This window comes from Streptococcus mitis, assembly GCF_002096755.1.
GTDB lineage: Bacteria > Bacillota > Bacilli > Lactobacillales > Streptococcaceae > Streptococcus > Streptococcus mitis_AC.
This window is the reverse complement of record NZ_NCVF01000026.1, coordinates 198,196-223,439: the sequence shown is the minus strand read 5'-3', so window position 1 is coordinate 223,439 and position 25,244 is coordinate 198,196. Positions and strand designations below refer to the sequence as shown.

Here is a 25,244-nt window from a genome sequence, read left to right as displayed (position 1 = left end):
GATAATTGAAAAGGTTATTGAACATGGGACAAGTAAAAAGTGAAAAAGGCAAGGCAAGTACTATTGCAACTGGAATTGTATCAGCAAGCAATAGCATTACAACTGCCGGTACAGTTACTAGAGATAAGACAAGCTATTATACCGCTAATACGGTAGGAAGAAAATTGATCATCAATGAGGCATCTATTGCTCAAAATATTCAATCGAAAATAAGTGAATTCGTAAAATTAATTCATGGTGTCGCAAATGAATTCGAAGTAGTAGATGAGAATATAAGTACAATGTGGCAGAATAATTTACCGTCGATTCAAAATAAGGGGACAACTGGTCTATCTTCGCCATACACAAATCCGTCATTTGTTCCTCAAAATAATTTGTTTAAGGAGTGAGGATGGAAAAAACTAGAAAATTAGAAGATATTCAATGTGGTGTTCAACAGATTCAAACGAAATTATCAAAGCTAGAAGAAGAAAGAAATCAGTTTCTTTCCGTTGCGACGGAGATCTTAGATCTTTGTCAAACGAACTTCATTCCATATAGAGAATTAGGCTATTATCCGTTATCAGTTAAAGATGAGATGGATCGTCTTGAAGATATAGAGATGTTAAAAAGGAATGAACAGCTACTTGATGATTTTATCTCTGAGAGGAAAGAAGAATTAAAAAAAGCAATGAGCAAGCTAGAGGGCGAAAAAGAGGAACTTCTTTTTCAACAACGCCGTCTTGAATTACAAAATGAGGAGAAGGAGGAGAAGAATGGGGATTAAAGTAGATATAGGCTCAGCAGATTCGCAGGGCAGTACAGCAAATAGTGTATTAAGTAGCCGTGTGAATTATTATAACGATGTCATTAGTGCCTTTAATAATTTGATTACAGAGGAGGAGTTGAAAGGGGAAGCCTATGATAGCGCTAAGTCCTATGCGGAAAATATAATGGTTCCCCTACTTAGAGGAGTTATCCTCTTTTCAGAGAGTCTAGGAGGAAAAGCCGGTGAACTACCGACTCTTTACCATTCACAAGTCGGTGGAGAAAGTCTAGATGAGGAGATACTTCAACAGCAAATTGAAGCGAAGAATACAATCATTTCGACTTATGAATCTATTTTATATAGTTTATATAATCTAAAGGACGTCGATCCTATATATATAAGTAATGTTCGAGGAATTATCTCAAATGCGACGAGTAAGCGAGATGAGTTACAAAGGAAATTAGAAAAATTGCAGTCGTTTGCGAGCTCTACTAGTGGTCAGTTTTCAGATTCAGAAAGCTTACAGAGCTTAGTTTTCCAAGGTTTCGAACAAGTCACAGGTGACTTTGGAAAGTTTGATGGAACTTTTAAAGTAGAGGGACAAGCTTCTTGGGCTAATACTATTAATAGTGAGTGGAAGAAACGTTCTGAGGTAGTTCAAAATTATCAAAATGTTTTAGATAAAATTAAAAATAAAACCGAATTAGATGAGAATGATATAAAATCAATTGCAGAGTATAGAAAACGGTATCCAGGTAAAGAGTTGCCAGATACGTTAGTTAATGCTATTGAGCAACACCTCTATGAAAAGATATTAGCTGAAGTACTTGGTGATGATGGTGTTAAGTACAATACAATTAATTTGTATGATGCAATTAAGACAATCTCAGATAATGACTGGTTTAAGAGAGGAGCCCAAATACTTGGACTAACACCGAAAAACTTGACTAAGGCTTTTCTACAATCGGACGGCGTCATAGAATTGCTGGGATCGGTTGATAAGGGGACAAAAGGTAGGAAATTTGTAAGTGGTGTAATGAGTGCCATGGCTCGGTATGAATCATTAGGAAATAAGGGAGGGACACTGAAAAAGATTTTCGATGGTATTTCTGATATCGCAAGCCCTGTAGAAACTATTGTTAAAACAGGATTGGAAGGTGCCAGAGATGCTGGAATGGCGAAATTTGGTAAATATATAAAAGGGGGAGAAGAGGCAACAGGCTTATTAGGAAAAGGGCTCAAATATTTCCCAAAAGTAGCTAAGGTTATGGGGAAAGTAGGTACAGTAACGACGTTTGCTGATCTTGGGATTACAGCGATTTCTAGTGGAGTAGACGAATATAGCAAAACTAAGGATATAGGAAAAGCTGCTGGGAAAGGTGCACTTTCAGCTATAGCTAGTGTTGGTCCATTAGAAGGTGCAACAATAGGAGCTGCGATAGGTGGTATCCCAGGAGCAGCTGTTGGAGTATTTGTTGGAGGTGTTATTCAAGGTATAAAAGCATGGAAGCCGCAATTTTTTGATGATCCTGTTAAAGGAACGAAAGAGATGATAGATGATATTGGTAACGGTATAAAAGGAACTGTTAAAAATATATCTAATGGTATAGGTGGAATCGGTAAGGCACTAGGATTTGGGTGAAAAGTATGAAGAAATCAATTTTTAAAGCAAGTTTTGAGGAGAGTTTAAATTTATTAGATGATGGGTTTTTACAGTATCAGAAAAAAGATTATTATAATAAACTTGGGAAAGCCTTTAAGAAAGGGAGACCCTCTTTTTGGTTTGGTATTAAAACTTTTATTCTTAGTCTGTTGTTTCCGATAGGTGCAAATTTCATGCTCCTTGCTGTTACCCTATCATTGCAAAATTCTGATCCTAAAGATTTAAGGTTACCAGTTTCTCAGTATCCTTTGCTAACAGTCGAGCTTTATTTAATTTGCTTGTTAATTTGGTTGTTATTGGTATTAATGGGTAAATTCTTTAAACGGACGTTTATTCTCCCTTATCGTTATCGATTTCATATTATAACTTTTATAATATGGTTTGTGTTTGAATTTAATTTGCTGGCAACAACTATGTCTTTACCTATATTATCAATATGGGGGATCTTGGTATTTTTTGGACTTCTAGCATTCTTGGCTTATGTAATGTTAAGAACGGAGCTTAGAAGTTTGAAAAAACGAATGTATGGAGAAGTTAAGTCACCTACCTTACTCGATAAAATTGCCAAAGGTATTGCTATTTATGGAGCAGGTATATTGGGCTTGGCTGTGATTGTTAATTTTATTTTCAAAGCTTTTTCTATTAATTTTTCCTCTTCCGTAACTGTTTTAGGTCTCTTTATATTTTGGATTCTATCAAATATTGGTGTAATCGCCATGATTGTATTCATGGAGTTTCCTTTCTTTTTAGAAGGTTATTACAAATGGAAATATCCTGAAGAATACCGCGAGTGGGAAGGGAAAACTGTAGAAGAGTGGTATGGAATGAAATATTTAAAAAAACACAAGGAGTTATTAAAAAATGAATAATAAAAATAAAGAATTATTACCGTTAGGTAGTATTGTCTATCTTCAAGAAGGAACGCAGAAATTAATGATTATTGGTCGTGGAGTTATCTTTGACGACGAGGAAACTGGAAAAAAAGCATTTGCTGATTATATGGGTATTTTGTACCCAATGGGCTTTCAAACGGAATCGACGCTTTTCTTTCAACATGAAAATATTGACAAAGTCGTTTTTGTAGGCTATTCAGATGAGGAAGAGGAACGTTTTTCAGAAATTTATAGAGAATGGACGAAAACACTCACGGTTCCTAAGAAAGAGATAAAATAGAATTACAAAGGAGTAACTATCATAGTTCATCTATATTGAATGTAGTAATGTTAATTCTGTCTTTTTGCTGAAAGCTTTAAAACCATTAAAAGTGTAACAAAATTCGAATAAGCTATATTTTTAGAGATTGTTTAAGAAATCACTATACTTTAAATAAAAATCAAAAACGAGGAGCTGCTTTGACATTAAAGAAACTCCTCGTTTTTTGTCTGTTCCATTTCGTAAGATGAATTAGCGTGGTCATAAGCCTAAATTCATGATACAAAAATATAGCTTTGTTCCTATGGGACGAGGATTGTTTTGATATTGTGGTATAATAGAACGAGAACGTTTTCTTTCTAGTACCTTGAAAATTCTATATTTTCGATTATTTATCTGCTATGCTATTTACAAAAAAATCCTGTCTCTTGCCGTCAAGTTCCACCCTCATAATGTGGCTTTCTTGTTGATTGACTACAAGGGTAGGAGAAGCTAGAATAGCATCCTATAATGAGGCAATTTCTGCCTTCAAGCACCAGTTGAGCCTACCACAAAATGAAGCTAGTGAAGTGCGAGCCATCGTGGGCTCTACGCCACTCGCCATGACTATGGAAGATATCAAGGGCCGTGCCCTCATGAAGCGCGAAGAGGTGGATGTCATCCAGCTGGCACTCCCAGTCTCTGGAGACAACGAAAACCAAGTCCTCAATAACCTTCGTCAGGAAGTGGCTTCCCTCCAAGAAGCCTGGACAGGACAACGCCCAAGTGCCATCCCGATGGTACCAGAGGAGTTGACCATGGATGTATTTCTCAATCTGCCTACAACTCAAGAGGCGATTCAAAATCATGAATTGCCGATTGGTCTGGAGTTTGAAATGGTACAGAGTGTTGCTATTTCGTTTAATCAATTAAAAAGCTTGATTTATCTTTCTGATTCTGCTGAGTCATTAGAAAATCAAACACATCATTTATTAAATACATCACTCTGTTTTGGTAAGAAATTACGAGTGATGCTTGTAGATTCACTGGAGGAATATAGGTCTTATAGTGAAAAAGTGTCAACGTATATTAGTAGTAAAAAAGAAATTTCTGAAATAGCTCAACAATTAATATTTGAGGTTAATCGCCGACTAGAAGGAGACTTATACTCTGATTGGTTGATTTTTATGCCAAATATAAAAGTAATTGTTGAGCATGGTCTGTCAGAAAAAGATTTGGACTTTTTATTCAAAAATGGTTTGCGTGTAGGATTGCATTTTGTAATTGGTGGTGAGCATTCATATATTGGAAATAACATCCATGAAGTTCCGAAATATCTTAAATCCAATGCGCAGTGGGTTATGTTGGGTATGCGTTTAATGGATCAAATGTTTTTAGATAAACCTTATAATAATAGAGAGGCTCGACTAGAGTTGGATGAGGTGTATCTGCATGATCGTAAACAAGCCGTTAAATTAAAAATTACTAAAAATGACTAATTTGGAGGGATTTGTATGCCACTAATACAAAGTAAAGAAGAAGTAGCTAGTTCTATTGCATCTGGAATAGCTAGCTCATCTAGTAGTATTATATCTGGAAATAAAGTTGTTCTAGACCAATCGAGTGAGTATCCAGGAAATAGTACAGCTGCGGAGAAGATTCCTAAAGAAGCTGAGTATGCGTCTTCTATTGCAGAGGTTTTAAATGGATTTGTTTCAAGGATACAGAGTACAGCCGCTGAATTTGTAGCAGTGGATAGTCAGCTTGCTGCAAACATAGATACCAATACTTCTGCGCTACCTCAAACGAGTGCAGTTCCAAAGAATAATACTACATTTGTTCCAAATAGGAGCTATTTTTCAGAAGAATAATGAAGAAACTAACATTAGAAGAAATCGATAATAAATCAAAAGAACTGGATAATTTTCTAAATCAACTAAGTTTGGAGAAGAAGAAAGTTACTCGAAAAGAAAATGAACTATTTGAAATGCATCGACAAAGTTTGCTTCCATTGCGACAAATCTTAGAATTGCCTCTATCGTCAAAAGATTATCAAACTTATCAAGATTTGATAATGGACATAGGCAGTGTAGGTGCATTAGTTGAAGCGTGGTCGGAGGAACGAAAAGATTCAATCAAGAAACAAGAAGACCGATTGGAAAGAGAGTTAGATGAACTTTCCCATGCTCGAAAAAAATTATTAGTGGAACAGGAGTCGAATAATTAATATGGTAAAAATGGTATTAGGATCTTCTGATACGCAGGGTCAGACAATGGCTTCTGTGGGAGAAGCCAGAATAGCCTCCTACAATCAAGCAATTTCTGCATTATCAGCATTTGATAATGCAGGAGATTTGCAAGGGGCAGCCTATGATAGTGGTAAGCAATATGGTATGAATGTAATCACTCCCTTGCTTAAGGGAGCTATCATGTATACAGAATTGGTGAGCGAAGCTGTTCCAAAGCTACCATCAAAATATCAATCAGAAGTTGGCGGTGAGGATCTTGATTCAGAGGTACTTGAAAGTGAAATTCGTAGCCTTGAAGCTAGTCTTCACGGTATTAGAGGGATGTACTATGCAATGGTTGGAGACGAATCTATAAGTGCAAGCACTTTAAGTAGTCTTTTAAACCGCATGGATTCTTTAACTGGACAAAGAAATGAAAAAATGGATAAACTCCGCAAGTTAAATCTATTTGCTGGAAGTTCTAATGAAGTTTTTTCTGCAGGGGAAGGTAGTAGCTTAGTTGATAACTTAGCTCAAAATCTCCAAACGGGATTAAGCCAAATCCAAACAGAGTTTTCAAGTTTTAGTGGTACTTTTTCAAGTCATTCAAATGATATGGAGTGGGCCAAAAATATTGAAGGCGAATGGGATAAGAAGGCTAAGATTGATGAAGACTATCAGAAGGTTCTTGAGAAAATAAAAAATGGAAAAGAACTCTCTGAGGATGATGTGAAGAAGATAGAGGCATATAAGAAGAGATATACAAATAGAGAATTGCCGGAAACAGTTCAAGTAGCTCTCGATAAACATAAACAGGCTATCGAAGATAAAAAGCTAAAAGCAGAAGCTAAAGAAGAATCTGAAGAGGAGGGAATTCCATTTGATATAAACCAGTCTATTATGAGTGGTTTATTAAGTGGTGGAGTAGCTTTCTTTAGCGAATTGGTAAAAAGTAAAGTTACAGATAAGGCTGTTGAAAAAATAATAAAATATGCTTGGGAAACTTTAGCATATAGATCTCAAAATATGCAGAATGCATTAGTAGGAGCTTTGGTAGGCGGAGGAACTGCTACTATTCCTATTAATGTCAATCCTGCTTATAGTCGATTTGTAAGTGGTGTTGCTAAATATGGAGTTCCTTTACTAGGAGCTGCTGTGGATTATTCGATGCAGGTTGACAGTGGAACAGATCCTGTTGATGCAAGTATAAAAACTGGTGCACATGTTACGATGGGATTAATTGGAGCTGCTGTAGGTAAAGTATCGGGAGCAGCAGTTACAACGGCATTGGGGTCAACAGTTGTCTTAGCTCCATTAGCTCCGATTGCTGGTGTGGTTACCGATTTTGTTGTGACTTCAGTAATTTCAGTTGGTGGTTCAATGATTTTTGATGCAATTTACGATAATAAAGATAAGATAGCAAAATGGGGAATAGATACATTTAATTCCGCAAAGGATATTGTTAATGGCGTGGGTGATGCTATATCAGGTGCTTTAAGTGGTTTAGGAAGTGTTTTTGGTTAGAGTATGAAGAGTAATCAATTTAAAATTGAATTGTATCATGATGGGAAGGTTGGTTACTTTTATAACATCTCAGAAAATCAATGGTACATTCTAGAAAGAAATACATTGAAATATAGACGTCTAAGTCAGAAATTATTAGTTAATTCGTCGGGATTTTCACTCATTATTGCTATCTTTTCAGTTGTTATTAATAGATGGTATATTTTAAATTCAAATTTTTATCTAAATTCGATTCTTTTTGTAGGTGCTATGATTTCCTTTTTTGTCCTTAATAGTATTTTAAATAACTATATAAAAAAGCAAAAAATATCTGATTGTTTATTCACACCTATTTCTTTAGATGAAGTGGAATTAGAGGATATTATGGTTCATGCAATACAATTGGTGCATGTTTTAAGGAATATTTCTATACTATCATTTGTAGGGGCAACACTAGGACTTATACTCTTCTTAAGTTTTTCAATTCTAATAGGATTAATTGTTTTTATTTTTGGATTATTGTTATCAACTGGAATCGTAAAGAATCTACATATTCTCAGACGTTTTAAGGCAATAAAAAGAATAGAAGAGACTATGAAATATAGCGAAAGGAATAACTTTCAATGAATGAAAAAATAGATAGAAAGTGACATTAGATTAGTATAGCTTTGGAATTCTTTATGCTTGTTTGTACATTATGTCTTCTTGTTTATCATAAATCTATATTTTATAAACAATTTATGTAGAATAAAAAGTATTGTAAAATAGGCTGTTAGAAGTAAAATGTATTTCAAAGTAAAATGTGGAAACTATTACACTATAAATAGTATAAAATTATAATTTAAAATAAGAGCGAAAGGAATAATTTTAAGTGAATAGAATATTACCTATTGGAAGTATCGTACAATTGAAAAATGGAGAAGTAAAGCTAATGATAATAAATCGTTTCCCTCTTTATAATAACAATGGGGAAATTGGCTATTTTGATTATTCTGCTTGTATTTATCCTAATGGAAGTCTGGATGCTCATGCGTACTTTTTTAATCAAGAAAATATTGCTAAAATTTTGTTTGAAGGTTATGTAGATGATTCTGAAGAACTAATGCAACAGAAATTTGAAGAGGAAAGAGAAAATATAAAGTACACTAGGTTAAAGTTAAGTGAATAAAACTTCATAATTCGTATCTCAACTTGAATTGTAAGACTAAAACTAACGATTAAGAAGCAAGAGCAACGATTGGAAAGGGAGTTAGATGAGCTCTGCCATGCTCGAAAGAAATTAATGATAGAACAGGAGTCGCAGAAGTAATATGGTAAAAATGGTATTAGGATCTTCTGATACGCAGGGTCAGACAATGGCTTCTGTGGGAGAAGCCAGAATAGCTTCCTACAATGAGGCAATTTCTGCATTATCAGCATTTGATAATGCAGGAGATTTGCAAGGGGCAGCCTATGATAGTGGTAAGCAATATGGTATGAATGTAATCACTCCCTTGCTTAAGGGAGCTATCATGTATACAGAATTGGTGAGCGAAGCTGTTCCAAAGCTACCATCAAAATATCAATCAGAAGTTGGCGGTGAGGATCTTGATTCAGAGGTACTTGAAAGTGAAATTCGTAACCTTGAAGCTAGTCTTCACAGTATTAGAGGGATGTACAATGCAATGGTTGGAGACGAATCTGTAAGTGCAAGCACTTTAAGTAGTCTTTTAAACCGCATGGATTCTTTAACTGGACAAAGAAATGAAAAAATGGATAAGCTCCGCAAGTTAAATCTATTTGCTGGAAGTTCTAATGACGTTTTTTCTGCAGGGGAAGGTAGTAGCTTAGTTGATAACTTAGCTCAAAATCTCCAAACGGGATTAAGCCAAATCCAAACAGAATTTTCAAGTTTTAGTGGTACTTTCCCCAAGCACTCTGTGCATACTCTGGGATGGGCACGGAATATCGAGGGTGAGTGGGAAAATAAGGTTAAGATTGACGGAGATTATAAGGAGGTTCTCAAAAAAATTGAGGATGGTAAAGAACTCTCTGACGATGATGTGAAGAAAATCGATGCTTATAAAAACTGGTATCCTAATAGAGAAATTCCAAAAGAAATTGAAAATATTATTATAGAGTATAAGAAATTCTCTGAAGCAAAATCAAAATTTAAACGTTCTATAAATAATGTTCAAATTTTTGGTTATGAGCATACTGTATCTATAGAGCAAAAACAAAATATTCAAGGTAGATATTTTACTCACTCAACTTATGCAAAAGAAAAAGTTAAGTCTGTAATTGAGAAAAAAGGTTTCATTAATTTAAAAACAAATAATGGCCAAATTTCAGGAGTAGGGATTGATTTAAAATTTATTTCATTTGAAATAGGAGTTGAAGATTGGCATATTAATGCCAAAGCTGAAGTGTCCGCATTTGGATACCAAGGGGGAATAAAAACTGATTTAGGTATTTCAGAAGACCATGGTTTGGAATTAGATGTGGCGGCTGGAGCTGGTAAAACTAAAGGTAAAAAGACAACAACGGATTACTATGGATTAAAACTGAGCACGGATATAAATGATGGGATTTTAGCAGCTTATAATCAACATACAGAATCTGAGAAAAAGGGAGACTGGACGACTTCTAATGAGCGTGAAAGCGGAATTCAGATAGGAAATACATGGGAAGTGATTGCTGTAGGAGCAGCTATTCTGACAGTAGTTCAACCAGAGTTGGCGCCTTTTACTATGCCATTTATAGGGAAACTAGCAGGTGGGCAGTAAATAGAAATAAAGAGGATAATGTTATGATACAATACAAATACTTGAGAAAGAGATATGATCTTTATCTCAGATTAGCATATTTAGTGATAACAATGTTACTCATATATTTAGTAAGTATTAGACAACTATTTCAATATCGTTTATATATAACAGTGGGCTATATTTGTATTCTCTATCTTGTTATTAGAGGGATAGAGAAGTGGTATGTGAAATTACTTAATAAATTATTATTTTTTGATCTTGATATTGAATCTTGGAGACAATACATTCAGATTAATAGAAATGCTAAATTAAAAAGGGCAAGAAAAGTGTCTAATATATATGAAATTATTTACACCTATATGCAAGGAGATTTTAGAGATGTAATTAATAAAATAGTTGAATTAAAATCCACATTCAAATTAAGTGAACTAGAAAATAAATCAGTAGCAATTTATCAAGTAAATTCTGAGCTGCTCTCTAATAAAATTAATTCGATAGTAGACATTGAAGAAATATTAAAAGATTGCAATATAAATGATTCTGATATGATGGAACTCACTCAAAGATACGAAGCAATATTGGATATTGTAATTAAAAAGAAAGCAAATGATTACTTTAAGGAAAAAGTAAGCGAGTTTAGATTCGATATATTGGAGTCAATGTATTTTGATGCTTTGAATGAGCAGTTAAAAGGAAATGAAAAGAAGGCAAAAGAACTATTAACAGATATTTCTAATGAGAACTTAGATATTTTTATAGTGAGAAATTCAAAAACCATATTGGAGGAAATGTAAAATGATGAAAGATCAACGGCAACAATTACCTGTAGGAACAGTTGTGAATTTAGTTAACGAATCTGTAAATATTGCTATTATAGGACAGTATCCTATTGTTAAAAATGAAGTAAGGGAAGGTTATTTTGATTTTGCAGGTGTCATTCTACCTGTAGGTTTTGATGCTGAACATACCGTATTTTTTAATAAAGAAGATATAGAAAGGGTCATTTTCCTTGGATATATTGATGTTGATTTTCAAAATTTTCTTAACGAATCTGACAAGTTTGAAAAAAGTACTGAATTAAAAAAATTATCGATAATGGAGGTAATTGATACTGATGAAAAATAAATCAAAAAAATGGAAATGGTTTCTTTTGATTATTCCTGCATTTATGATTCTAGGGCTCATTACTACTATTCTTGATGATATGAAATCAGATGATGGAATTTACTATCTGGTGGTCAAAAATGAATCTACTAAAACGGCTTCACTAGATAAAACTTCATGGATAAAAATAGAAGGTGAGCAGATCACTATAAAGGAAGGTGGTAAAGAATATACTTACTCATTTGATACTGAGAATGAAGAATTTATTAGAGATTCGGTTCATTATTCTTGTTTGATACATGATGGGACCTTAATTCTTTTAGGAGAACAGCCACAAAAGGAATTGCCCGAATATGTCAGTCCTGAAAGTAGTTGGTATTCGGGATATGAAAAAGGTCAGGTGAAAATAACTAATTAATTGTTTTTTCTCTATATTAACTGTAGCAAGTTAACAAGAATTCATGTCTAGGAGAGGACTAATTTACCTCTCTTCTTTTTGGATAATCTGAATAAGGAAATTGCGAGATGTGCATTTGTACATACAGCAACTACAACTGTGAATAATGGATTCAGCAACCGGTGCAAAAGCACGTTTAAGTATTCTTTTTGATAAGGCTTATCTAAAAGGTAAAACTAGTGCAGTTTCATATACTGTTGACATAGATGTCTATGTTACATCTGATAAATCAGAATTTGACGGATTAGCTCAAAATCTCCAAACGGGCTTAAGTCAACTTGAAACAGAATTTTCAAGTTTTAGTGGTACTTTTTCAAGTCATTCAAATGATATGGAGTGGGCCAAAAATATTGAAGGCGAATGGGATAAGAAGGCTAAAATTGATGAACACTATCAGAGAAAATAAAAGATGGAAAAGAACTCTCTGAGGATGATGTGAAAGCGCTCGAAGCTTATCGAAAACGCTATGGATGGCTTTTGATTATCTATATGATAAATATGGGGATAAAGTCGTGGAATTTGTTGGTGATGTTTGGGATGGTACAAAGAATGTAGTAGGTGATACGATGAAATCTGTTGGTGATACAGCTGAGAAAATATGGGACAGTGCGGGAGATGCAGTTAATGGATTTTTCTCGGGATTAGATAGTTCATTTAATTAAAAGGATTTACATTACATATGGAAACAATTATTAATTTAGGGATATGGGAGAACAAAAATTATCATTTTGATTGGGAGAATAATGTATTGCTAGAGGAAACATCTTCTCCTAATTACTGGTCTTATATTCTACTGCCTGTTACGCTGTACATTATAAATAAAATTTCTGATATATTGGCCGAAGCAGGAATATTTAATAATCAGATAGTCCGAGTTGGGATGGTTCCAATCTTAGGCATTTTATCTTATTTTTTAGCCACTTTGATTATCAGATTTTACCACGGAACTTTAAAATTAAAAAAATCAGAATTGGATGAGGAACAGAGTAAGAAGTTTGTCAAATCTTTGAAGAGAAGAAGAGGGTACTTTAAATGTCTTCTTAATCTTTTTAGAATCCTAACTGTAGTCGCTATTCTTTTGTTTGTCTTTGGAAATGAAACCATTGCCGTACTCTTTTTGGCGGTTAGTTTTTTAGTGATATTTATGTTCAAATTTGATTACCAACTTAATAGATGGTTAAAAATCATTAAAATAGTAGAAAAAGGAGAGAAGAATATATAACTTATTACCTATTGGTGCAATTGTTCGTCTACATAATGGAACGATTGATGTGATGATTATAGGTAGATTTCCATTGTACAATCAAGAGGGTACAATTGGCTATTTTGATATTGTGGTATAATGGGGCAAGGACATTTTTCTTTGTTTTTCTGTTTGGCAAAAATTCGGAGACAGTTATTGGAGCTATCGTTGGGCTCGCTTGGGGAACGCTTAATCTTATCGGTTCTGTTGTTGCACCAGAATTTAAAAAGTCAGTTTATGACAAAGCTAAAAATTTAGCTTATGGTGCTGTAGACGTGGTAGAATCAGGAGTGGAATCTATCGGGAAAGGAATCCACCAGGGCTTGGAGACTGTCAAAAGTGTGGGCAAGAATGTTTCTGATTTTTTCAATGGTGGTCTGAAGGCTGCCTCATCCTTGTTTGGATAATAGGAGAGAATAAATGGATAAGATACAAAAAGATATTAATGATGCACTCGATCCAACTCGAAGATTAAACTTAGTAAAGATAATTTTTGTAGCGCCTTTTTTTTCATTGATGATTATGCTTGGGACATCTTTACCGATAAACCTATTTCGAATGGCTAGTGAAGCTGGACATGAACTAGTTACGCAATTGACATCAGTTGAAAAAGGTCTCATTCCCCCAGATAGTTTCTTTGGTTTTCTATTCTTGTTTTGTTGGTGTTATTTTATTTGTTGTTATATCATTACGAAAAGAAATCGCATTAAAGCCTATTTAATGACTCAGATTTTTCAATTATTTTTGCTCGTAATTTTATATTATAGTTTGTTTATAGCCGCCTTGTATCTAATCCCTCTAGTAGCAGTTCGTATCGTCTACTGGATTGGATTTGTCTTATCTCTGATTTACCTTATTTATATTCTCGTTACAAAGCAGCGTGCTAGTAAGGATTATTTCTCCTCAGAGTATTATAAAAAGTTTTTAAATGTTATTTTATTCTTATGGTTGTTGATGTATGGCATCAATCTCTTTACCCATGGGCTTAATCATTTCCTAGCGTATCTCTTGCTTGCTTTGTTGCCAATTTCACCTATTTTATTAGGACTATTTTTGGTATCATTTTTCAAGTCCAATGTAGTAACGCTAGAAAACTTGAATGCAGTCAATAAAAATCAAGAGAAATACCGTGAAGAGTATGGATATACCATCGAAGAATGGTATGGAAAGAAGTCAAAAATGTATAAGGAACATGTTAAGAAGTCTAAAAAGAAATAAAGGTTTGTATAATTTTTATTAAAAGGAGAAAAAATGAAGAAGCTGTTTGTTATAATTTTATTGTTAATACTTGGAGCTTGCTCTAATGGAAAGGAAGCAGGGGGAACAGAGAAAAGTACACGCGAGACAGTTGTAAATACAGAGAAAGAATTGAAATTTGTAGTAGCACCACAATATGAAGGTCAAACGTCGGATTTAATTGAACTTGGAAAAAAATTGACTAAGGAACATCCCGAACTAGGTAGTAAGGGAAATATGGCTATCTACTTTACAGGAGCAGTCTCAGATGGTAGGGCAGCACTGATGCTCGTCAATAAAACTGACGTAGATATCAAAAAAGATTTGGAGTTTTCACTAAGCTGGTCCTATGATGGCAAAACTATTTTTGAGAATCAAAAGATTAGCTATACTATCAAGGATAGTGGTGAGTTACCTTCTTACACAACTACATTAATTTTGTTACCACTTAACTCAGAACAAATGGAAAGTGTTGACTCGATGTCAGATCCATCCAAGATGACACTTTCAATCTCTGATGTGAAGAGCGTAGAATAAGATAGGAGTTGAATGTGACAACAGAAACCATTTTATTTTTATTTGCTACCATCGTCATCCTTTTATCTTTGATCTTTTTATCTGGTACATATCTCTACCTTTATTTTCGGGATAAAAAGATGGTACGTCTTGCCAAATCGTCTGTTAAGGGAACGGTTGTGGGCTATAGTAATTTTCAGGCTGGGAATCCTCCGATTGTTGAATATACGGTTGACGGAACTACTTATAGCAAGCCATTACGGTATTTTATAATCAAAACGATTTCGCTTCCATGGGGGCCTGTAAAAACATCTGATAACTTTACAAGAGAGGACATGTTGGCAAATTCCCTAACCTTTTATCGTAATTCTTTTATATCGTTTAATAACTTAATGCGAACGCATTTTCCAGTCTATTCAACGATGACTGTATGGTATGATCCTGAAAAACCAAACAGGGCTTATGTAGAACGATACTGTGGGATTAACAAGCTTTATAAATGGTTTGGCATCGGTAGTGCTATATTGTTAATCATGACCTATGCTATTGTAGTACTTGCTTATTTGTTAAAGAGATGAGGTATAGATGTCAAAAGTTTGTATAGATGTAGCAGAAGAAATGAACCTAAGTATATCAGATATTCAGATGAAGTAGGAGAACTATATGACAGATTTGAAGCTTTATTTTTTGTTGCTATTTGCACTTTTATTACTCTGTTCATTTGTATTTTTCTTTTTCCGTTATTTTTACAAAAGAGAACTAAGGATTAAAAATTTATCTACTGCATGTATTGAGTGGGTTGGGAAATGTATCAGTCGAACAGATTTGTCAAAAAGTATATCCTTCATGTTAGGAGCTTATAGAGGATATGCTGGAAATGTTTTATAGATATCCCAGTTTATTTTAAGAGTTATCCTTTATCTGTAACGGATGCAGCTAAGGATGTCTTCATAAAATATATATGAAATTGGTGAAGGCTTGCAAACGATAGGAGTGGAGTTGATGGTAAAGAAAAATAGAAAAAATAGAGCAATGATTACTAGTAGACAACGAGAAAGATACCACGGGCCTTTGATCACACAGGGTGTCAGTTTAGGTTATATTAAATTATATCCATGGATTGCTTTAGCATTAACTGGTTTTCTGTATGTGGGTGGAACTTATGAAGACAATCTAGGCATCTTTAAAGGACTTTCTTTGTTTTGCGGTGTTGTGAATATATTAGGTATTATCATTTCTTTTATTCCCTATTTGGTAAACGCATGGAAGGCTTTAACATATTATTTGATAGCCCTTACAGTGTTAAGCTTAGTGATAGTTACAAATTTTATTTGTTTACTAATAGTTATTTCAGACGGTAGTTCTATAGGAGCTAAGGAGATATATCAATCCCCTCTCACTCCATTTTATGTAATATTGATGATGTTCCTTTTTATCTTTGCTTGTGGCCTCTATGCTTGGTACTATATCCCAAAGAATCAAGGGAAAGTCTGGGCCTTTAATCAAGTAAAAGGAGGAAGTAGAAAGAAAAAATGGTGGAATAATTTTGCTATAGCTTTTGCTGGGGCAACAATCATTCCCGCCCTCCTAACAGGTTATATTCAGATTGCTTTTGGTGTTTTATTGGGAATTTTATTTACTTTGACCCTGCCAGCTGTAATAGTAGATGCTATTTATGCAGCTATTTATATAAAAAAGCACCCTCATAGCGATGGATTAGTTTAGCCAACAAATATAGATTAGTGGGTAAAAAAAGGAGAAAATAATGAAAAAAGTTCGAAAAATTCAAATGCTGATGGGAGTTATACTTTCAGTTTTAGTCGTCTTGATAGTAGCATCGATCTTCTTATTTAGATTTAATGGAAAGAAAGATTCAAAGCAAGTATCATCAACGGTTTCTGTTAAAGATAGCAGAAGTCAGGCTAAAAGCGATAAAGATACCAAAGTTAAAGAGGAGGAGATACATAAACTCAAGGATCAACTGACTGATTTAGACACCAAGATTACTGAAGCAGAAGCACTTGTTAGCAAGCTAAAAGAAGAAACTGCTGTTCCGAAACTGGATATTGAATCACTAAGAAATAATGATTTATCTAGTTTGAAAGGTACATGGCGTACAGCTTCCGGTAATGAATATGTTATTAATGAGTCTGGGGAAATGCGTTCCTCTTGGCTGTCGAATGGTCAAAAGAATGAATCTATTGTCGAATTGAAAGCATCAGGTGGAAAAAATAGTCAAAATCCAGAAACAGTTTTTATTAGTGCTTGGGTAAAAGATTCAGTTGCAGGAGGATTTGTGGTAGTTGCCGTACCAAGTGGAGTTGTCATGAAACCTGGTGATGATGGAAAACTGACAGATAAAAGTAATCATGACGAGGATAGACTGTTTGCAGGACAGCAGTATGAAGCGATGTTGTCGAAACCAGAAGATGTTTATTATCGTGTAAAACCAGATACTAGTAAACTTGAGGAAGAGGAGAAGAATTTAGCTCAACTACAGGCTGAACGCGAAGCAATCAAAACTTCTCTAGAATCTAAGGAAAAGAAAAATACGAACTAGAAAAACTAGTTTAGAATCTAACTTTCGATTGTTTTAGTTCAGAGATACTGTTGCAATCACTAGAATGAAGAAGCTGATTAGGGCTTCTTTTTCTTTCATTTTAACTATTGAACCATTTAGACCGAGATAGAGACCAGATAGACAAAAGAGCTTGTTCTTGAAATTAACCTCTGCTATAATGATTTTTGTAAGGGACGTGAGGCGTCACTATCAGATAACTCAAGTTCCTAAAAAAGAAATTGGAGATAAACAAATGAAAAAATTATTAGGGATTGTATTTTTAGTAGCAGCAGCGACAGTAGTGTATTTTGGTTCTGTTGGCTGGCCAAGTTTAGATGTCAACCTCTGGTCACTGATTCCGGTAGGATTGTTCCTCTTTTTCACACTAGAGAATCTTTTGAAAAAGGACTACAAGGCTAGTCTGATGTGTTTGATTATTGCCTTCATCATTGCGAATGCAATTTTGGATCTATTGCCGATTTCAAGTGGTTTGGTGATTGGAGCGGGTGTACTAGCTTGTGTAGGTATTGGTTATCTCTTTCCTGATAAAGAAGGAAAATAAGAATCATTAAAAAAGATATAAAGAAAAACACTTCAATCATTGTATTTTAGTTTGATTGAGGTGTTTTCGATTTAGTTTTTTATTTCTGAGCCATCAATTCAACAATCATCTCGATATACATGACAAGGGTTAATAAGAATCCTGCACGCCAGAAGAATTTGATGAATTTAGGATAGTAAAAGCTGCGTTTTTTCAAAAGGAAGAAAAAGACGAGAATAATGGCTAGGAGTGAGAGGGCTAGTCCCAGTCTAGGGAGAAAATTATGGGTAAAGGTTTTAGCTGTGATCAGGTAATACTCAAATACCAAGACTGGAAAAGCCAAATCCGCAAAGTTTCGTCCTAGTTTTTTTAATCTAAAAAGTTTGGTTATGATAATGCAGACTACTAAAGTCAGTATCAATAATAAAATAGATGCTAATTTCATTAAAATCATACCCATATTGTATCATAAAAAATCGCTAAAGGAAACGAGAAACAGAGGAATTTATAGGAAAGTCAGGCTTTTGAGATTGTAGATGTTTTTTGTTATAATGAAAGTTATGAAACCTTATAATACCTTGAATGATTATTATCGAAAACTCTTTGGAGAAAAGACCTTTAAAGTCCCTATTGATGCGGGGTTTGACTGTCCAAATCGTGATGGAACTGTGGCTCATGGAGGCTGTACTTTTTGTACGGTTTCAGGTTCTGGAGATGCTATCGTAGCACCGGATGCGCCTATTCGTGAGCAATTTTATAAGGAAATCGACTTTATGCACCGTAAGTGGCCGGATGTTCAGAAGTATCTGGTTTATTTTCAAAATTTTACCAATACCCATGAAAAGGTGGAAGTCATCCGAGAGCGCTATGAACAGGCTATCAACGAACCGGGTGTGGTAGGAATCAATATCGGAACGCGCCCAGACTGTTTACCAGACGAAACCATTGAATATTTGGCTGAGTTATCGGAGCGCATGCATGTGACGGTAGAATTGGGCTTGCAGACTACTTATGAAGAAACCTCTGATCTGATTAACCGTGCCCATTCCTATGAGTTGTACGTGGAAACGGTCAAGCGTTTGAGAAAGTATCCCAAGATTGAGATTGTTTCTCATTTGATCAACGGACTTCCTGGTGAAACCCATGAGATGATGCTTGAAAATGTTCGCCGCTGTGTCACGGATAACGATATTCAAGGGATTAAATTGCACTTGCTTCACCTGATGACCAATACGCGTATGCAACGAGATTACCATGAGGGACGTTTACAATTGATGAGCCAGGACGAATATGTAAAGGTTATTTGTGACCAACTGGAAATCATTCCCAAACATATCGTCATCCATCGAATCACAGGAGATGCACCTAGAGATATGCTGATTGGTCCTATGTGGAGCCTCAATAAATGGGAAGTGCTAAATGCTATTGAAACTGAAATGCGACGTCGTGGAAGTGTTCAAGGATGCAAGGCTGTAAAACAGGAGTTTGAAAATGAAAAGACCACTTGAGATGGCACATGATTTTTTGGCTGAGGTTGTAACTCAGGACGATACAGTAGTGGATGCGACTATGGGAAATGGTCACGATACCCTTTTTCTAGCCAAACTAGCCAAGAAAGTCTATGCCTTTGATATTCAGGAACAAGCCTTGGAAAAGACCCAAGAACGTTTAAACCAGGCTGGAATGACAAATGCCCAGTTAATCTTGCAAGGTCATGAGACACTGAACCAGTTTGTGACAGAAGCCAAGGCAGGGATTTTTAATCTGGGCTATTTGCCGTCAGCTGATAAATCTGTCATTACCCAACCTCAGACAACGATTGAAGCATTAGAAAAGCTGTGTCATTTGCTTGTCAAAGGTGGACGGATTGCTATCATGATCTACTATGGTCATGATGGAGGCGACCTAGAGAGGGATGCTGTCTTGGATTTTGTTAGCCAGTTGAACCAACAAGAGTACACAGCTGCCATTTACCGAACCCTGAACCAAGTCAACAACCCACCGTTTTTAGTGATGATTGAAAAATTAGAGAGATATAGACATGGATAAACAATACCTACGTGAAAAGCTGGATGCCATGCGCCAGAATTTTGTTGAATCAACCCACCACGAACGAGCGGTGGGTGTGTTAGACCAAGCGCATATGAGCAAAAAAATGCTTAAAATCAAGAAAAAATTAGTTGCTCTTGAAATGGAACGGTGCCAGAGAAAAATTGAGCACAAAGATTGTTTCAAGATTGACCAAAAAATCAAAGAGCAGAAGGAGATATTTGAATCCTGTTGTAAAAAAGATTAAGGAGGACGTGCGTGGAATTACTGATTTACCTCATCCTATTTTTACTGGTTTTGATTGTCTCAAGTACCACCAATAAGCTCCTGCCCTTTTTGCCTCTCCCTTTGGTGCAGATTCTTTTGGGAATCGTGATTGGTCTCTTTTTACCCAATACCGACTTTCATCTCAATACAGAGTTGTTTTTGGCCCTGGTTATCGGGCCCTTGCTTTTCCGAGAGTCGGAGGAAGCAGATATTACGGCTATTTTAAAACACTGGCGAATCATTGTTTATCTCATATTTCCAGTGATTTTTATCTCGACCCTGAGTTTGGGTGGCTTGGCCCATCTTCTTTGGCTCAGTCTTCCCTTGGCGGCTTGCTTGGCTGTTGGGGCGGCACTTGGCCCTACGGATTTGGTGGCCTTTGCCTCTCTTTCGGAGCGGTTTAGCTTTCCTAAGCGTGTGTCCAATATCCTTAAGGGTGAAGGACTTTTGAATGATGCATCAGGTTTGGTTGCCTTTCAGGTAGCTTTGACAGCTTGGACAACTGGAGCCTTTTCCCTTGGGCAAGCGAGTAGTTCGCTCATCTTTTCAATCCTAGGCGGTTTTTTGATTGGCTTTTTAACAGCCATGACCAACCGTTTCCTCCATAGCTTCTTGCTAAGTGTGAGAGCAACGGATATTGCTAGTGAGCTCCTTCTGGAATTGAGTTTGCCCTTGGTAACCTTCTTCCTGGCAGAAGAAGTCCATGTTTCAGGGATTATTGCCGTTGTGGTTGCTGGTATTTTAAAGGCAAGCCGTTTTAAGAAAATTACGCTCCTAGAAGCCCAAGTGGATACGGTAACCGAGACGGTCTGGCACACAGTGAACTTTATGCTCAACGGTTCTGTCTTTGTGATTTTAGGGATGGAGTTGGAAATGATAGCAGAGCCTATCTTGACCAATCCAATCTATAATCCCTTACTGTTATTGCTATCTCTTATAGCCCTTACCTTTGTCCTCTTTGCTATTCGTTTTGTCATGATTTATGGCTATTATGCCTATAGGACTAGACGTCTCAAGAAAAAGCTAAATAAGTATATGAAGGACATGCTTCTTTTGACCTTCTCAGGTGTCAAGGGAACGGTGTCGATTGCTACGATCCTTCTGATACCAAGTAATCTAGAACAGGAGTATCCTCTCTTGCTTTTCCTTGTCGCAGGTGTGACGCTGGTAAGCTTTTTAACAGGTCTCTTGGTCTTGCCTCATCTTTCTGATGAACAGGAAGAAAGCAAGGACTATCTCATGCATATCGCCATTTTGAATGAAGTAACGATAGAGTTGGAAAAAGAGTTGGAAGATACCAGAAATAAGCTCCCTCTCTATGCAGCCATTGACAATTATCATGGACGTATTGAAAATCTTATCCTGAGTCAAGAAAATAAGGGGGCTCAAGAAGACTGGGAGGCCTTAAAACTTCTCATCCTCAGTATTGAAAGTGATGGTTTAGAACAGGCTTACGAAGAGGACAAGATGAGCGAGCGTGCCTATCGAGTCTACCAACGTTATTTGAAAAACATGGAACAAAGTATCAATCGTAAGTTTGCTTCACGAGTGACCTATTATTTCCTTGTTTCCTTGCGGATTTTACGTTTTCTCCTTCACGAAGTCTTTACCTTAGGCAAGACCTTTCGCAGTTGGAAAAATGAAGAATCACAGAAACTCAGAGCCCTTGACTATGATCAAATTGCAGAGCTCTATCTAGAAAATACAGAGATGATTATCGAAAGTCTGGAGAACCTTAAAGGGGTTTATAAGAGTTCTTTAATCAGCTTCATGCAGGATTCTCGTCTCCGAGAAACAGCTATTATCACCAGTGGTGCCTTTGTCGAACGGGTTATCAATCGTGTCAAACCCAACAATATCGATGAAATGTTGAGAGGCTATTATCTGGAGCGCAAGTTGATTTTCGAATATGAAGAAAAACGATTGATTACAACCAAGTATGCCAAGAAGTTACGACAAAATGTGAATAACTTAGAGAACTATTCTCTGAAAGAAGCTGCCAATACCCTGCCTTATGATATGGTGGAATTGGTAAGAAGAAATTAATCAAGATTGTAAGTGAAGGAGTGTGACATGAAGAAGTGGTGGAAAGCGATGATAGACAAGCCGTTATTAAAAGCTTTTTTACATTATTATCAAGCATCAGATAGTGAGTTGACCAGTGTCGCAGTAGCCTACTATTGGTTGATTTCGATTTTCCCTCTGCTTTTGGTGGTGGTTAATATCCTCCCTTATTTTCAGATTCCAGTTTCTAATTTTTTAAAGGTTGTCAATGAATTTTTGCCCGATACCATGTATGATGTGGTTGCAAAGATTATCACAGAAGTGCTAACGCAACCTTCAACAGGCTTATTGAGTTTTGCGGTTTTGTCAGCCCTCTGGACCTTTTCAAAATCCATGAATTTCCTACAGAAAGCCTTTAATAAAGCTTACGGAGTAGCTAAAAATCGTGGGATGATTTCTCATCAACTCATGAGTTTGTTTGTCAGTTTTGGTCTGCAGATTCTCTTCGCCTTAGCTCTCTTTCTGAGTGTCTTTGGGCGAATGCTTCTCAACCTTATCAAGAGCTACTGGAAATCGGATAGTCCTCTCTTTGATTATCTGCAAGACCTAACAGGTCCCTTGGTCTATGCCTTGATTTTTGCTATCTTGGTCATGCTCTACTATTTCCTGCCCAATGTTAAGGTCCGACGGATTCGACATGTATTGCCAGGTAGTACCTTTGTCTTGTTGACCTTGGTCTTACTACTTAATATCTTTTCAGTCTATGTCAACAATTATGTCAATCACCTAGTGGACGTCCGTTTTTTCAGTTCCGTCGTCGTGGTGGTCATGATGTTTTGGTTTATTCTCATCGCTAAGATTTTGATTGTCGGTGCGGTGATCAATGCCAGTGTCCAGAGTTTGAAAGATACGAGCTTGAGAACAGACTAATTTATTTTTTATCTATAACAAAACGCATACTATCAAGGTTTTATTGCCTGATAATATGCGTTTTTTGATTATATAAATTAATAGATAAACATGGCATCGCCAAAACTAAAGAAGCGGTAGTGTTCTTGAATGGCATGGTGGTAGGCATCTAAGACCAATTCACGGCCGGCAAAGGCAGAAACCAACATGACCAGAGTTGATTTTGGCAGGTGGAAGTTGGTTGAGAAGGCATCCACAACCTTCCATTCATAGCCAGGTTTGATAAAGATATTAGTCCAGCCAGAATCTGCTTGGATTTGCCCCTCAAACTTGGAACCAATAGTTTCCAAGGTGCGGATAGAAGTGGTTCCGACAGCGATGACACGGCCTCCATTTTCCTTGACAGATCGAAGGGTGGTAGCAGCTTCCTCAGAAAGTTGGTAGAATTCTGAGTGCATTTCGTGTTCGTCCAGATTGTCAACTGAAACGGGTCTAAAGGTCCCGAGTCCGACATGAAGAGTCAGATAGACTAGATGAACTCCTTTAGCTTGGATTTCTGCCAGCAGTTCTTTGGTGAAGTGGAGGCCAGCAGTCGGTGCAGCAGCAGAGCCACTTTCTTTAGCGTAGACCGTTTGATAGCGTTCACGGTCATCCAGTTTTTCATGGATATAAGGCGGTAGCGGCATTTCACCCAGACTTTCTAAGACTTCTAGGAAAATTCCTTGATATTCAAAGCGGACAATACGTCCCCCGTGGGTCAATTCTTCTGTCACGATAGCGCTGAGGCGACCATCACCAAAGCTTACACGAGTGCCAACCTTGAGGCGTTTGGCAGGTTTAGCCAGAACCTCCCACTCATCTCCAGCAGTATTTTTGAGCAGGAGAAGTTCCACATGGCCTCCTGTTTCTTCCTTTTGACCATAGAGGCGGGCAGGGAGAACGCGGGTGTCGTTCATAACGAGGGCATCACCAGGTTCCAGCATATCAATAATAGAGTGGAAGTGTTTATCCTGCATTTCTCCCGTCTCACGATTGACAATGAGGAGTTTAGAGGCGTCCCGTTTTTCAAGAGGCGTTTGGGCAATCAATTCCTCGGGTAAGTGGAAATCAAAATCAGCAGTATTCATATATCTGTTCATTCTTTCTAAGTTCTAATCTTATCCATTATAACATGTTTCAAGTATAGTCGTTCTTTTTTTAGAAATTAAATCGTTTTCACTTGACAAAAATTGGTCTATACCATATAATAAATATAGATTGAAACGGAGGATAAAAAGATGAAAGTTATTAAAGTTGAAAACCAAATCGAAGGTGGAAAAGTTGCTTTTGAGATTTTGAAGGAAAAATTGGCCAATGGAGCTCAAACACTAGGACTTGCGACAGGAAGTAGCCCACTTGAGTTTTACAAGGAAATTGTTGAGAGTGACCTTGATTTTTCAAATCTAACCAGTGTCAACCTTGATGAGTATGTAGGACTTGATGGAGAAAATCCACAGTCTTACCGTTACTTCATGCAAGAAAACTTGTTTAACCAAAAACCATTTAAAGAAAGTTTCTTGCCTCGTGGGGTTAAGGACAATGCTGAAGCTGAAGTTGAACGCTACAACCAAATTTTGGCTGACCATCCAGTTGACCTCCAAATCTTGGGAATCGGTCGCAATGGACATATCGGATTTAATGAACCTGGTACTCCATTTGACAGTCAAACACATCTTGTGGAGCTTGACCAGTCTACTATCGAAGCTAATGCTCGCTTCTTTGACAAGATTGAAGATGTTCCAACACAAGCCATCTCAATGGGGATTAAAAACATTTTGGATGCCAAATCAATCCTTCTCTTTGCATACGGTGCATCAAAAGCAGAAGCTATTGCCGGAACAGTGTCTGGCCCAGTGACTGAGAGTCTACCAGCAAGTAGCCTCCAAAATCACCCTGATGTGACCATCATTGCAGATGCAGAAGCGCTCAGCTTGTTAGAAAAATAAAAAAGTGAAACCCTTCAGTTTTTTCTATTGAATGCTTTCAAGACTTGTATAAATGGCAGAAAAATCAAAATTAACCCGCATTTTTTCTTGACAATTATTCCTTTTACGTGTAAAATAGAATAGATCTTGAACTTGAAGGGAGTGAAAAAAATGTCTAAAACAGTAGTACGTAAGAATGAATCTCTTGACGACGCACTTCGTCGTTTCAAACGTGCGGTTACTAAAGCTGGTACTCTTCAAGAAACACGCAAACGTGAATTCTATGAAAAACCTTCTGTAAAACGTAAACGTAAATCAGAAGCAGCTCGTAAACGTAAAAAATTCTAATTAGAAATGAAAGGCTAGAGAAATCT

Annotated in this window: 35 protein-coding genes and 1 pseudogene; 34 read left to right on the top strand and 2 right to left on the bottom strand. The window is 36.4% G+C overall.

The window, feature by feature from the left end:
• Positions 1 to 23: 23 nt before the first annotated feature.
• From B7700_RS09695 to B7700_RS09565, 27 genes and pseudogenes are all read left to right on the top strand, one after another.
• On the top strand, positions 24 to 389 hold the full coding sequence (locus B7700_RS09695) for a TIGR04197 family type VII secretion effector (RefSeq protein ID WP_084888612.1): 366 nt from the start codon (positions 24 to 26) through the stop codon (positions 387 to 389).
• Between the two features lie 2 nt (positions 390 to 391).
• Positions 392 to 766, top strand: a complete 375-nt coding sequence (locus B7700_RS09690; protein WP_084888610.1) for a hypothetical protein — start codon at positions 392 to 394, stop codon at positions 764 to 766.
• The gene (locus tag B7700_RS09685) at positions 756 to 2,390 is read left to right on the top strand and encodes a T7SS effector LXG polymorphic toxin (protein ID WP_084888608.1); all 1,635 of its coding nucleotides are present in this window, start codon (positions 756 to 758) and stop codon (positions 2,388 to 2,390) included. Before B7700_RS09690 ends, B7700_RS09685 begins: the two co-directional genes overlap by 11 nt.
• Before the next feature lie 5 nt (positions 2,391 to 2,395).
• Positions 2,396 to 3,280, top strand: coding sequence for a hypothetical protein (locus B7700_RS09680; protein ID WP_084888606.1), 885 nt, complete (start codon positions 2,396 to 2,398; stop codon positions 3,278 to 3,280).
• Positions 3,273 to 3,584 carry a DUF4176 domain-containing protein gene (locus B7700_RS09675; protein WP_084888604.1) on the top strand — a complete coding sequence of 104 codons (312 nt, stop codon included), beginning with the start codon at positions 3,273 to 3,275 and terminating at the stop codon, positions 3,582 to 3,584. The genes B7700_RS09680 and B7700_RS09675 overlap by 8 nt, the downstream gene beginning before the upstream one ends.
• Positions 3,585 to 4,090: 506 nt before the next feature.
• Positions 4,091 to 5,041, top strand: a pseudogene (locus B7700_RS09670) (type VII secretion protein EssC); the annotation flags it as partial.
• A gap of 15 nt (positions 5,042 to 5,056) precedes the next feature.
• Entirely contained in the window at positions 5,057 to 5,413 is a 357-nt protein-coding gene (locus tag B7700_RS09665; protein WP_020902055.1) for a TIGR04197 family type VII secretion effector, read from the top strand.
• Positions 5,413 to 5,769 (top strand): hypothetical protein, encoded by a 357-nt coding sequence (locus B7700_RS09660; protein WP_084888601.1) that lies wholly within the window; start codon positions 5,413 to 5,415, stop codon positions 5,767 to 5,769. The genes B7700_RS09665 and B7700_RS09660 overlap by 1 nt, the downstream gene beginning before the upstream one ends.
• A gap of 1 nt (position 5,770) precedes the next feature.
• Positions 5,771 to 7,294: a hypothetical protein gene (locus B7700_RS09655; protein ID WP_084888599.1), complete on the top strand. Its 1,524-nt coding sequence runs from the start codon at positions 5,771 to 5,773 to the stop codon at positions 7,292 to 7,294.
• 3 nt (positions 7,295 to 7,297) lie between these two features.
• Positions 7,298 to 7,900 carry a hypothetical protein gene (locus B7700_RS09650; protein ID WP_084888597.1) on the top strand — a complete coding sequence of 201 codons (603 nt, stop codon included), beginning with the start codon at positions 7,298 to 7,300 and terminating at the stop codon, positions 7,898 to 7,900.
• A gap of 244 nt (positions 7,901 to 8,144) precedes the next feature.
• Entirely contained in the window at positions 8,145 to 8,441 is a 297-nt protein-coding gene (locus tag B7700_RS09645; RefSeq protein WP_084888595.1) for a DUF4176 domain-containing protein, read from the top strand.
• A 142-nt stretch (positions 8,442 to 8,583) separates the two neighbouring features.
• Positions 8,584 to 10,038, top strand: coding sequence for a hypothetical protein (locus B7700_RS11370; RefSeq protein WP_239822564.1), 1,455 nt, complete (start codon positions 8,584 to 8,586; stop codon positions 10,036 to 10,038).
• A gap of 206 nt (positions 10,039 to 10,244) precedes the next feature.
• Positions 10,245 to 10,814 (top strand): hypothetical protein, encoded by a 570-nt coding sequence (locus B7700_RS09635; protein WP_142358614.1) that lies wholly within the window; start codon positions 10,245 to 10,247, stop codon positions 10,812 to 10,814.
• A 1-nt stretch (position 10,815) separates the two neighbouring features.
• Positions 10,816 to 11,145 (top strand): DUF4176 domain-containing protein, encoded by a 330-nt coding sequence (locus B7700_RS09630; protein WP_084888591.1) that lies wholly within the window; start codon positions 10,816 to 10,818, stop codon positions 11,143 to 11,145.
• On the top strand, positions 11,135 to 11,542 hold the full coding sequence (locus tag B7700_RS09625) for a hypothetical protein (RefSeq protein WP_084888589.1): 408 nt from the start codon (positions 11,135 to 11,137) through the stop codon (positions 11,540 to 11,542). Before B7700_RS09630 ends, B7700_RS09625 begins: the two co-directional genes overlap by 11 nt.
• Before the next feature lie 145 nt (positions 11,543 to 11,687).
• Positions 11,688 to 11,987, top strand: coding sequence for a hypothetical protein (locus tag B7700_RS09620; protein WP_084888587.1), 300 nt, complete (start codon positions 11,688 to 11,690; stop codon positions 11,985 to 11,987).
• A 64-nt stretch (positions 11,988 to 12,051) separates the two neighbouring features.
• Positions 12,052 to 12,243, top strand: a complete 192-nt coding sequence (locus B7700_RS09615) for a hypothetical protein (protein WP_084888585.1) — start codon at positions 12,052 to 12,054, stop codon at positions 12,241 to 12,243.
• Between the two features lie 17 nt (positions 12,244 to 12,260).
• Positions 12,261 to 12,803, top strand: coding sequence for a hypothetical protein (locus tag B7700_RS09610; RefSeq protein ID WP_084888583.1), 543 nt, complete (start codon positions 12,261 to 12,263; stop codon positions 12,801 to 12,803).
• A gap of 49 nt (positions 12,804 to 12,852) precedes the next feature.
• The gene (locus tag B7700_RS11365) at positions 12,853 to 12,924 is read left to right on the top strand and encodes a hypothetical protein (RefSeq protein ID WP_239822566.1); all 72 of its coding nucleotides are present in this window, start codon (positions 12,853 to 12,855) and stop codon (positions 12,922 to 12,924) included.
• Positions 12,899 to 13,231: a hypothetical protein gene (locus tag B7700_RS09600; protein WP_239822563.1), complete on the top strand. Its 333-nt coding sequence runs from the start codon at positions 12,899 to 12,901 to the stop codon at positions 13,229 to 13,231. The genes B7700_RS11365 and B7700_RS09600 overlap by 26 nt, the downstream gene beginning before the upstream one ends.
• Positions 13,232 to 13,244: 13 nt before the next feature.
• Entirely contained in the window at positions 13,245 to 14,042 is a 798-nt protein-coding gene (locus B7700_RS09595; RefSeq protein WP_084888581.1) for a hypothetical protein, read from the top strand.
• A 33-nt stretch (positions 14,043 to 14,075) separates the two neighbouring features.
• The gene (locus tag B7700_RS09590; protein ID WP_084888579.1) at positions 14,076 to 14,597 is read left to right on the top strand and encodes a hypothetical protein; all 522 of its coding nucleotides are present in this window, start codon (positions 14,076 to 14,078) and stop codon (positions 14,595 to 14,597) included.
• A gap of 14 nt (positions 14,598 to 14,611) precedes the next feature.
• Positions 14,612 to 15,154, top strand: coding sequence for a DUF3592 domain-containing protein (locus tag B7700_RS09585; protein ID WP_084888577.1), 543 nt, complete (start codon positions 14,612 to 14,614; stop codon positions 15,152 to 15,154).
• 85 nt (positions 15,155 to 15,239) lie between these two features.
• Positions 15,240 to 15,464 carry a hypothetical protein gene (locus tag B7700_RS11360; protein WP_084888575.1) on the top strand — a complete coding sequence of 75 codons (225 nt, stop codon included), beginning with the start codon at positions 15,240 to 15,242 and terminating at the stop codon, positions 15,462 to 15,464.
• A 114-nt stretch (positions 15,465 to 15,578) separates the two neighbouring features.
• Positions 15,579 to 16,301 (top strand): hypothetical protein, encoded by a 723-nt coding sequence (locus tag B7700_RS09575; protein ID WP_084888573.1) that lies wholly within the window; start codon positions 15,579 to 15,581, stop codon positions 16,299 to 16,301.
• Between the two features lie 40 nt (positions 16,302 to 16,341).
• A complete protein-coding gene (locus B7700_RS09570) occupies positions 16,342 to 17,136 on the top strand; it encodes a DUF6287 domain-containing protein (RefSeq protein WP_239822562.1) in 795 nt (264 codons plus the stop codon).
• A 253-nt stretch (positions 17,137 to 17,389) separates the two neighbouring features.
• Positions 17,390 to 17,698: a hypothetical protein gene (locus tag B7700_RS09565; RefSeq protein WP_001815396.1), complete on the top strand. Its 309-nt coding sequence runs from the start codon at positions 17,390 to 17,392 to the stop codon at positions 17,696 to 17,698.
• A 79-nt stretch (positions 17,699 to 17,777) separates the two neighbouring features.
• Here the strand turns inward: B7700_RS09565 and B7700_RS09560 are convergent, their stop codons facing one another.
• Positions 17,778 to 18,137 (bottom strand): DUF3397 family protein, encoded by a 360-nt coding sequence (locus B7700_RS09560; protein ID WP_004242853.1) that lies wholly within the window; start codon positions 18,135 to 18,137, stop codon positions 17,778 to 17,780.
• Between the two features lie 91 nt (positions 18,138 to 18,228).
• On the opposite strand from B7700_RS09560, the gene mnmL reads away from it, so the two are divergent.
• Genes mnmL through B7700_RS09535 form a run of 5 tightly spaced genes read left to right on the top strand, consistent with a single transcriptional unit; the run spans position 18,229 to position 22,927 of the window.
• Positions 18,229 to 19,185: a tRNA modification radical SAM protein MnmL/YtqA gene (mnmL, locus tag B7700_RS09555; protein ID WP_084888849.1), complete on the top strand. Its 957-nt coding sequence runs from the start codon at positions 18,229 to 18,231 to the stop codon at positions 19,183 to 19,185.
• A complete protein-coding gene (gene mnmM, locus B7700_RS09550; protein ID WP_084888571.1) occupies positions 19,169 to 19,726 on the top strand; it encodes a tRNA 5-(aminomethyl)-2-thiouridylate-methyltransferase MnmM in 558 nt (185 codons plus the stop codon). The genes mnmL and mnmM overlap by 17 nt, the downstream gene beginning before the upstream one ends.
• Entirely contained in the window at positions 19,719 to 19,973 is a 255-nt protein-coding gene (locus tag B7700_RS09545) for a hypothetical protein (RefSeq protein ID WP_084888569.1), read from the top strand. Before mnmM ends, B7700_RS09545 begins: the two co-directional genes overlap by 8 nt.
• Before the next feature lie 11 nt (positions 19,974 to 19,984).
• Positions 19,985 to 22,039 carry a cation:proton antiporter gene (locus B7700_RS09540; RefSeq protein ID WP_084888567.1) on the top strand — a complete coding sequence of 685 codons (2,055 nt, stop codon included), beginning with the start codon at positions 19,985 to 19,987 and terminating at the stop codon, positions 22,037 to 22,039.
• A gap of 27 nt (positions 22,040 to 22,066) precedes the next feature.
• Complete coding sequence (locus B7700_RS09535; RefSeq protein WP_084888565.1) at positions 22,067 to 22,927, top strand: YihY/virulence factor BrkB family protein; 861 nt, start codon at positions 22,067 to 22,069, stop codon at positions 22,925 to 22,927.
• Between the two features lie 77 nt (positions 22,928 to 23,004).
• On the opposite strand, the gene queA is transcribed toward B7700_RS09535, so the two are convergent.
• Positions 23,005 to 24,033 carry a tRNA preQ1(34) S-adenosylmethionine ribosyltransferase-isomerase QueA gene (gene queA / locus B7700_RS09530; RefSeq protein WP_084888563.1) on the bottom strand — a complete coding sequence of 343 codons (1,029 nt, stop codon included), beginning with the start codon at positions 24,031 to 24,033 and terminating at the stop codon, positions 23,005 to 23,007.
• A 150-nt stretch (positions 24,034 to 24,183) separates the two neighbouring features.
• Here queA and B7700_RS09525 point away from each other — a divergent pair, with 150 nt between their 5' ends.
• Both B7700_RS09525 and rpsU read left to right on the top strand, forming a co-directional pair.
• Positions 24,184 to 24,891, top strand: a complete 708-nt coding sequence (locus B7700_RS09525; RefSeq protein ID WP_084888561.1) for a glucosamine-6-phosphate deaminase — start codon at positions 24,184 to 24,186, stop codon at positions 24,889 to 24,891.
• Between the two features lie 150 nt (positions 24,892 to 25,041).
• Positions 25,042 to 25,218: a 30S ribosomal protein S21 gene (rpsU, locus tag B7700_RS09520; protein WP_000048054.1), complete on the top strand. Its 177-nt coding sequence runs from the start codon at positions 25,042 to 25,044 to the stop codon at positions 25,216 to 25,218.
• Positions 25,219 to 25,244: the final 26 nt, after the last annotated feature.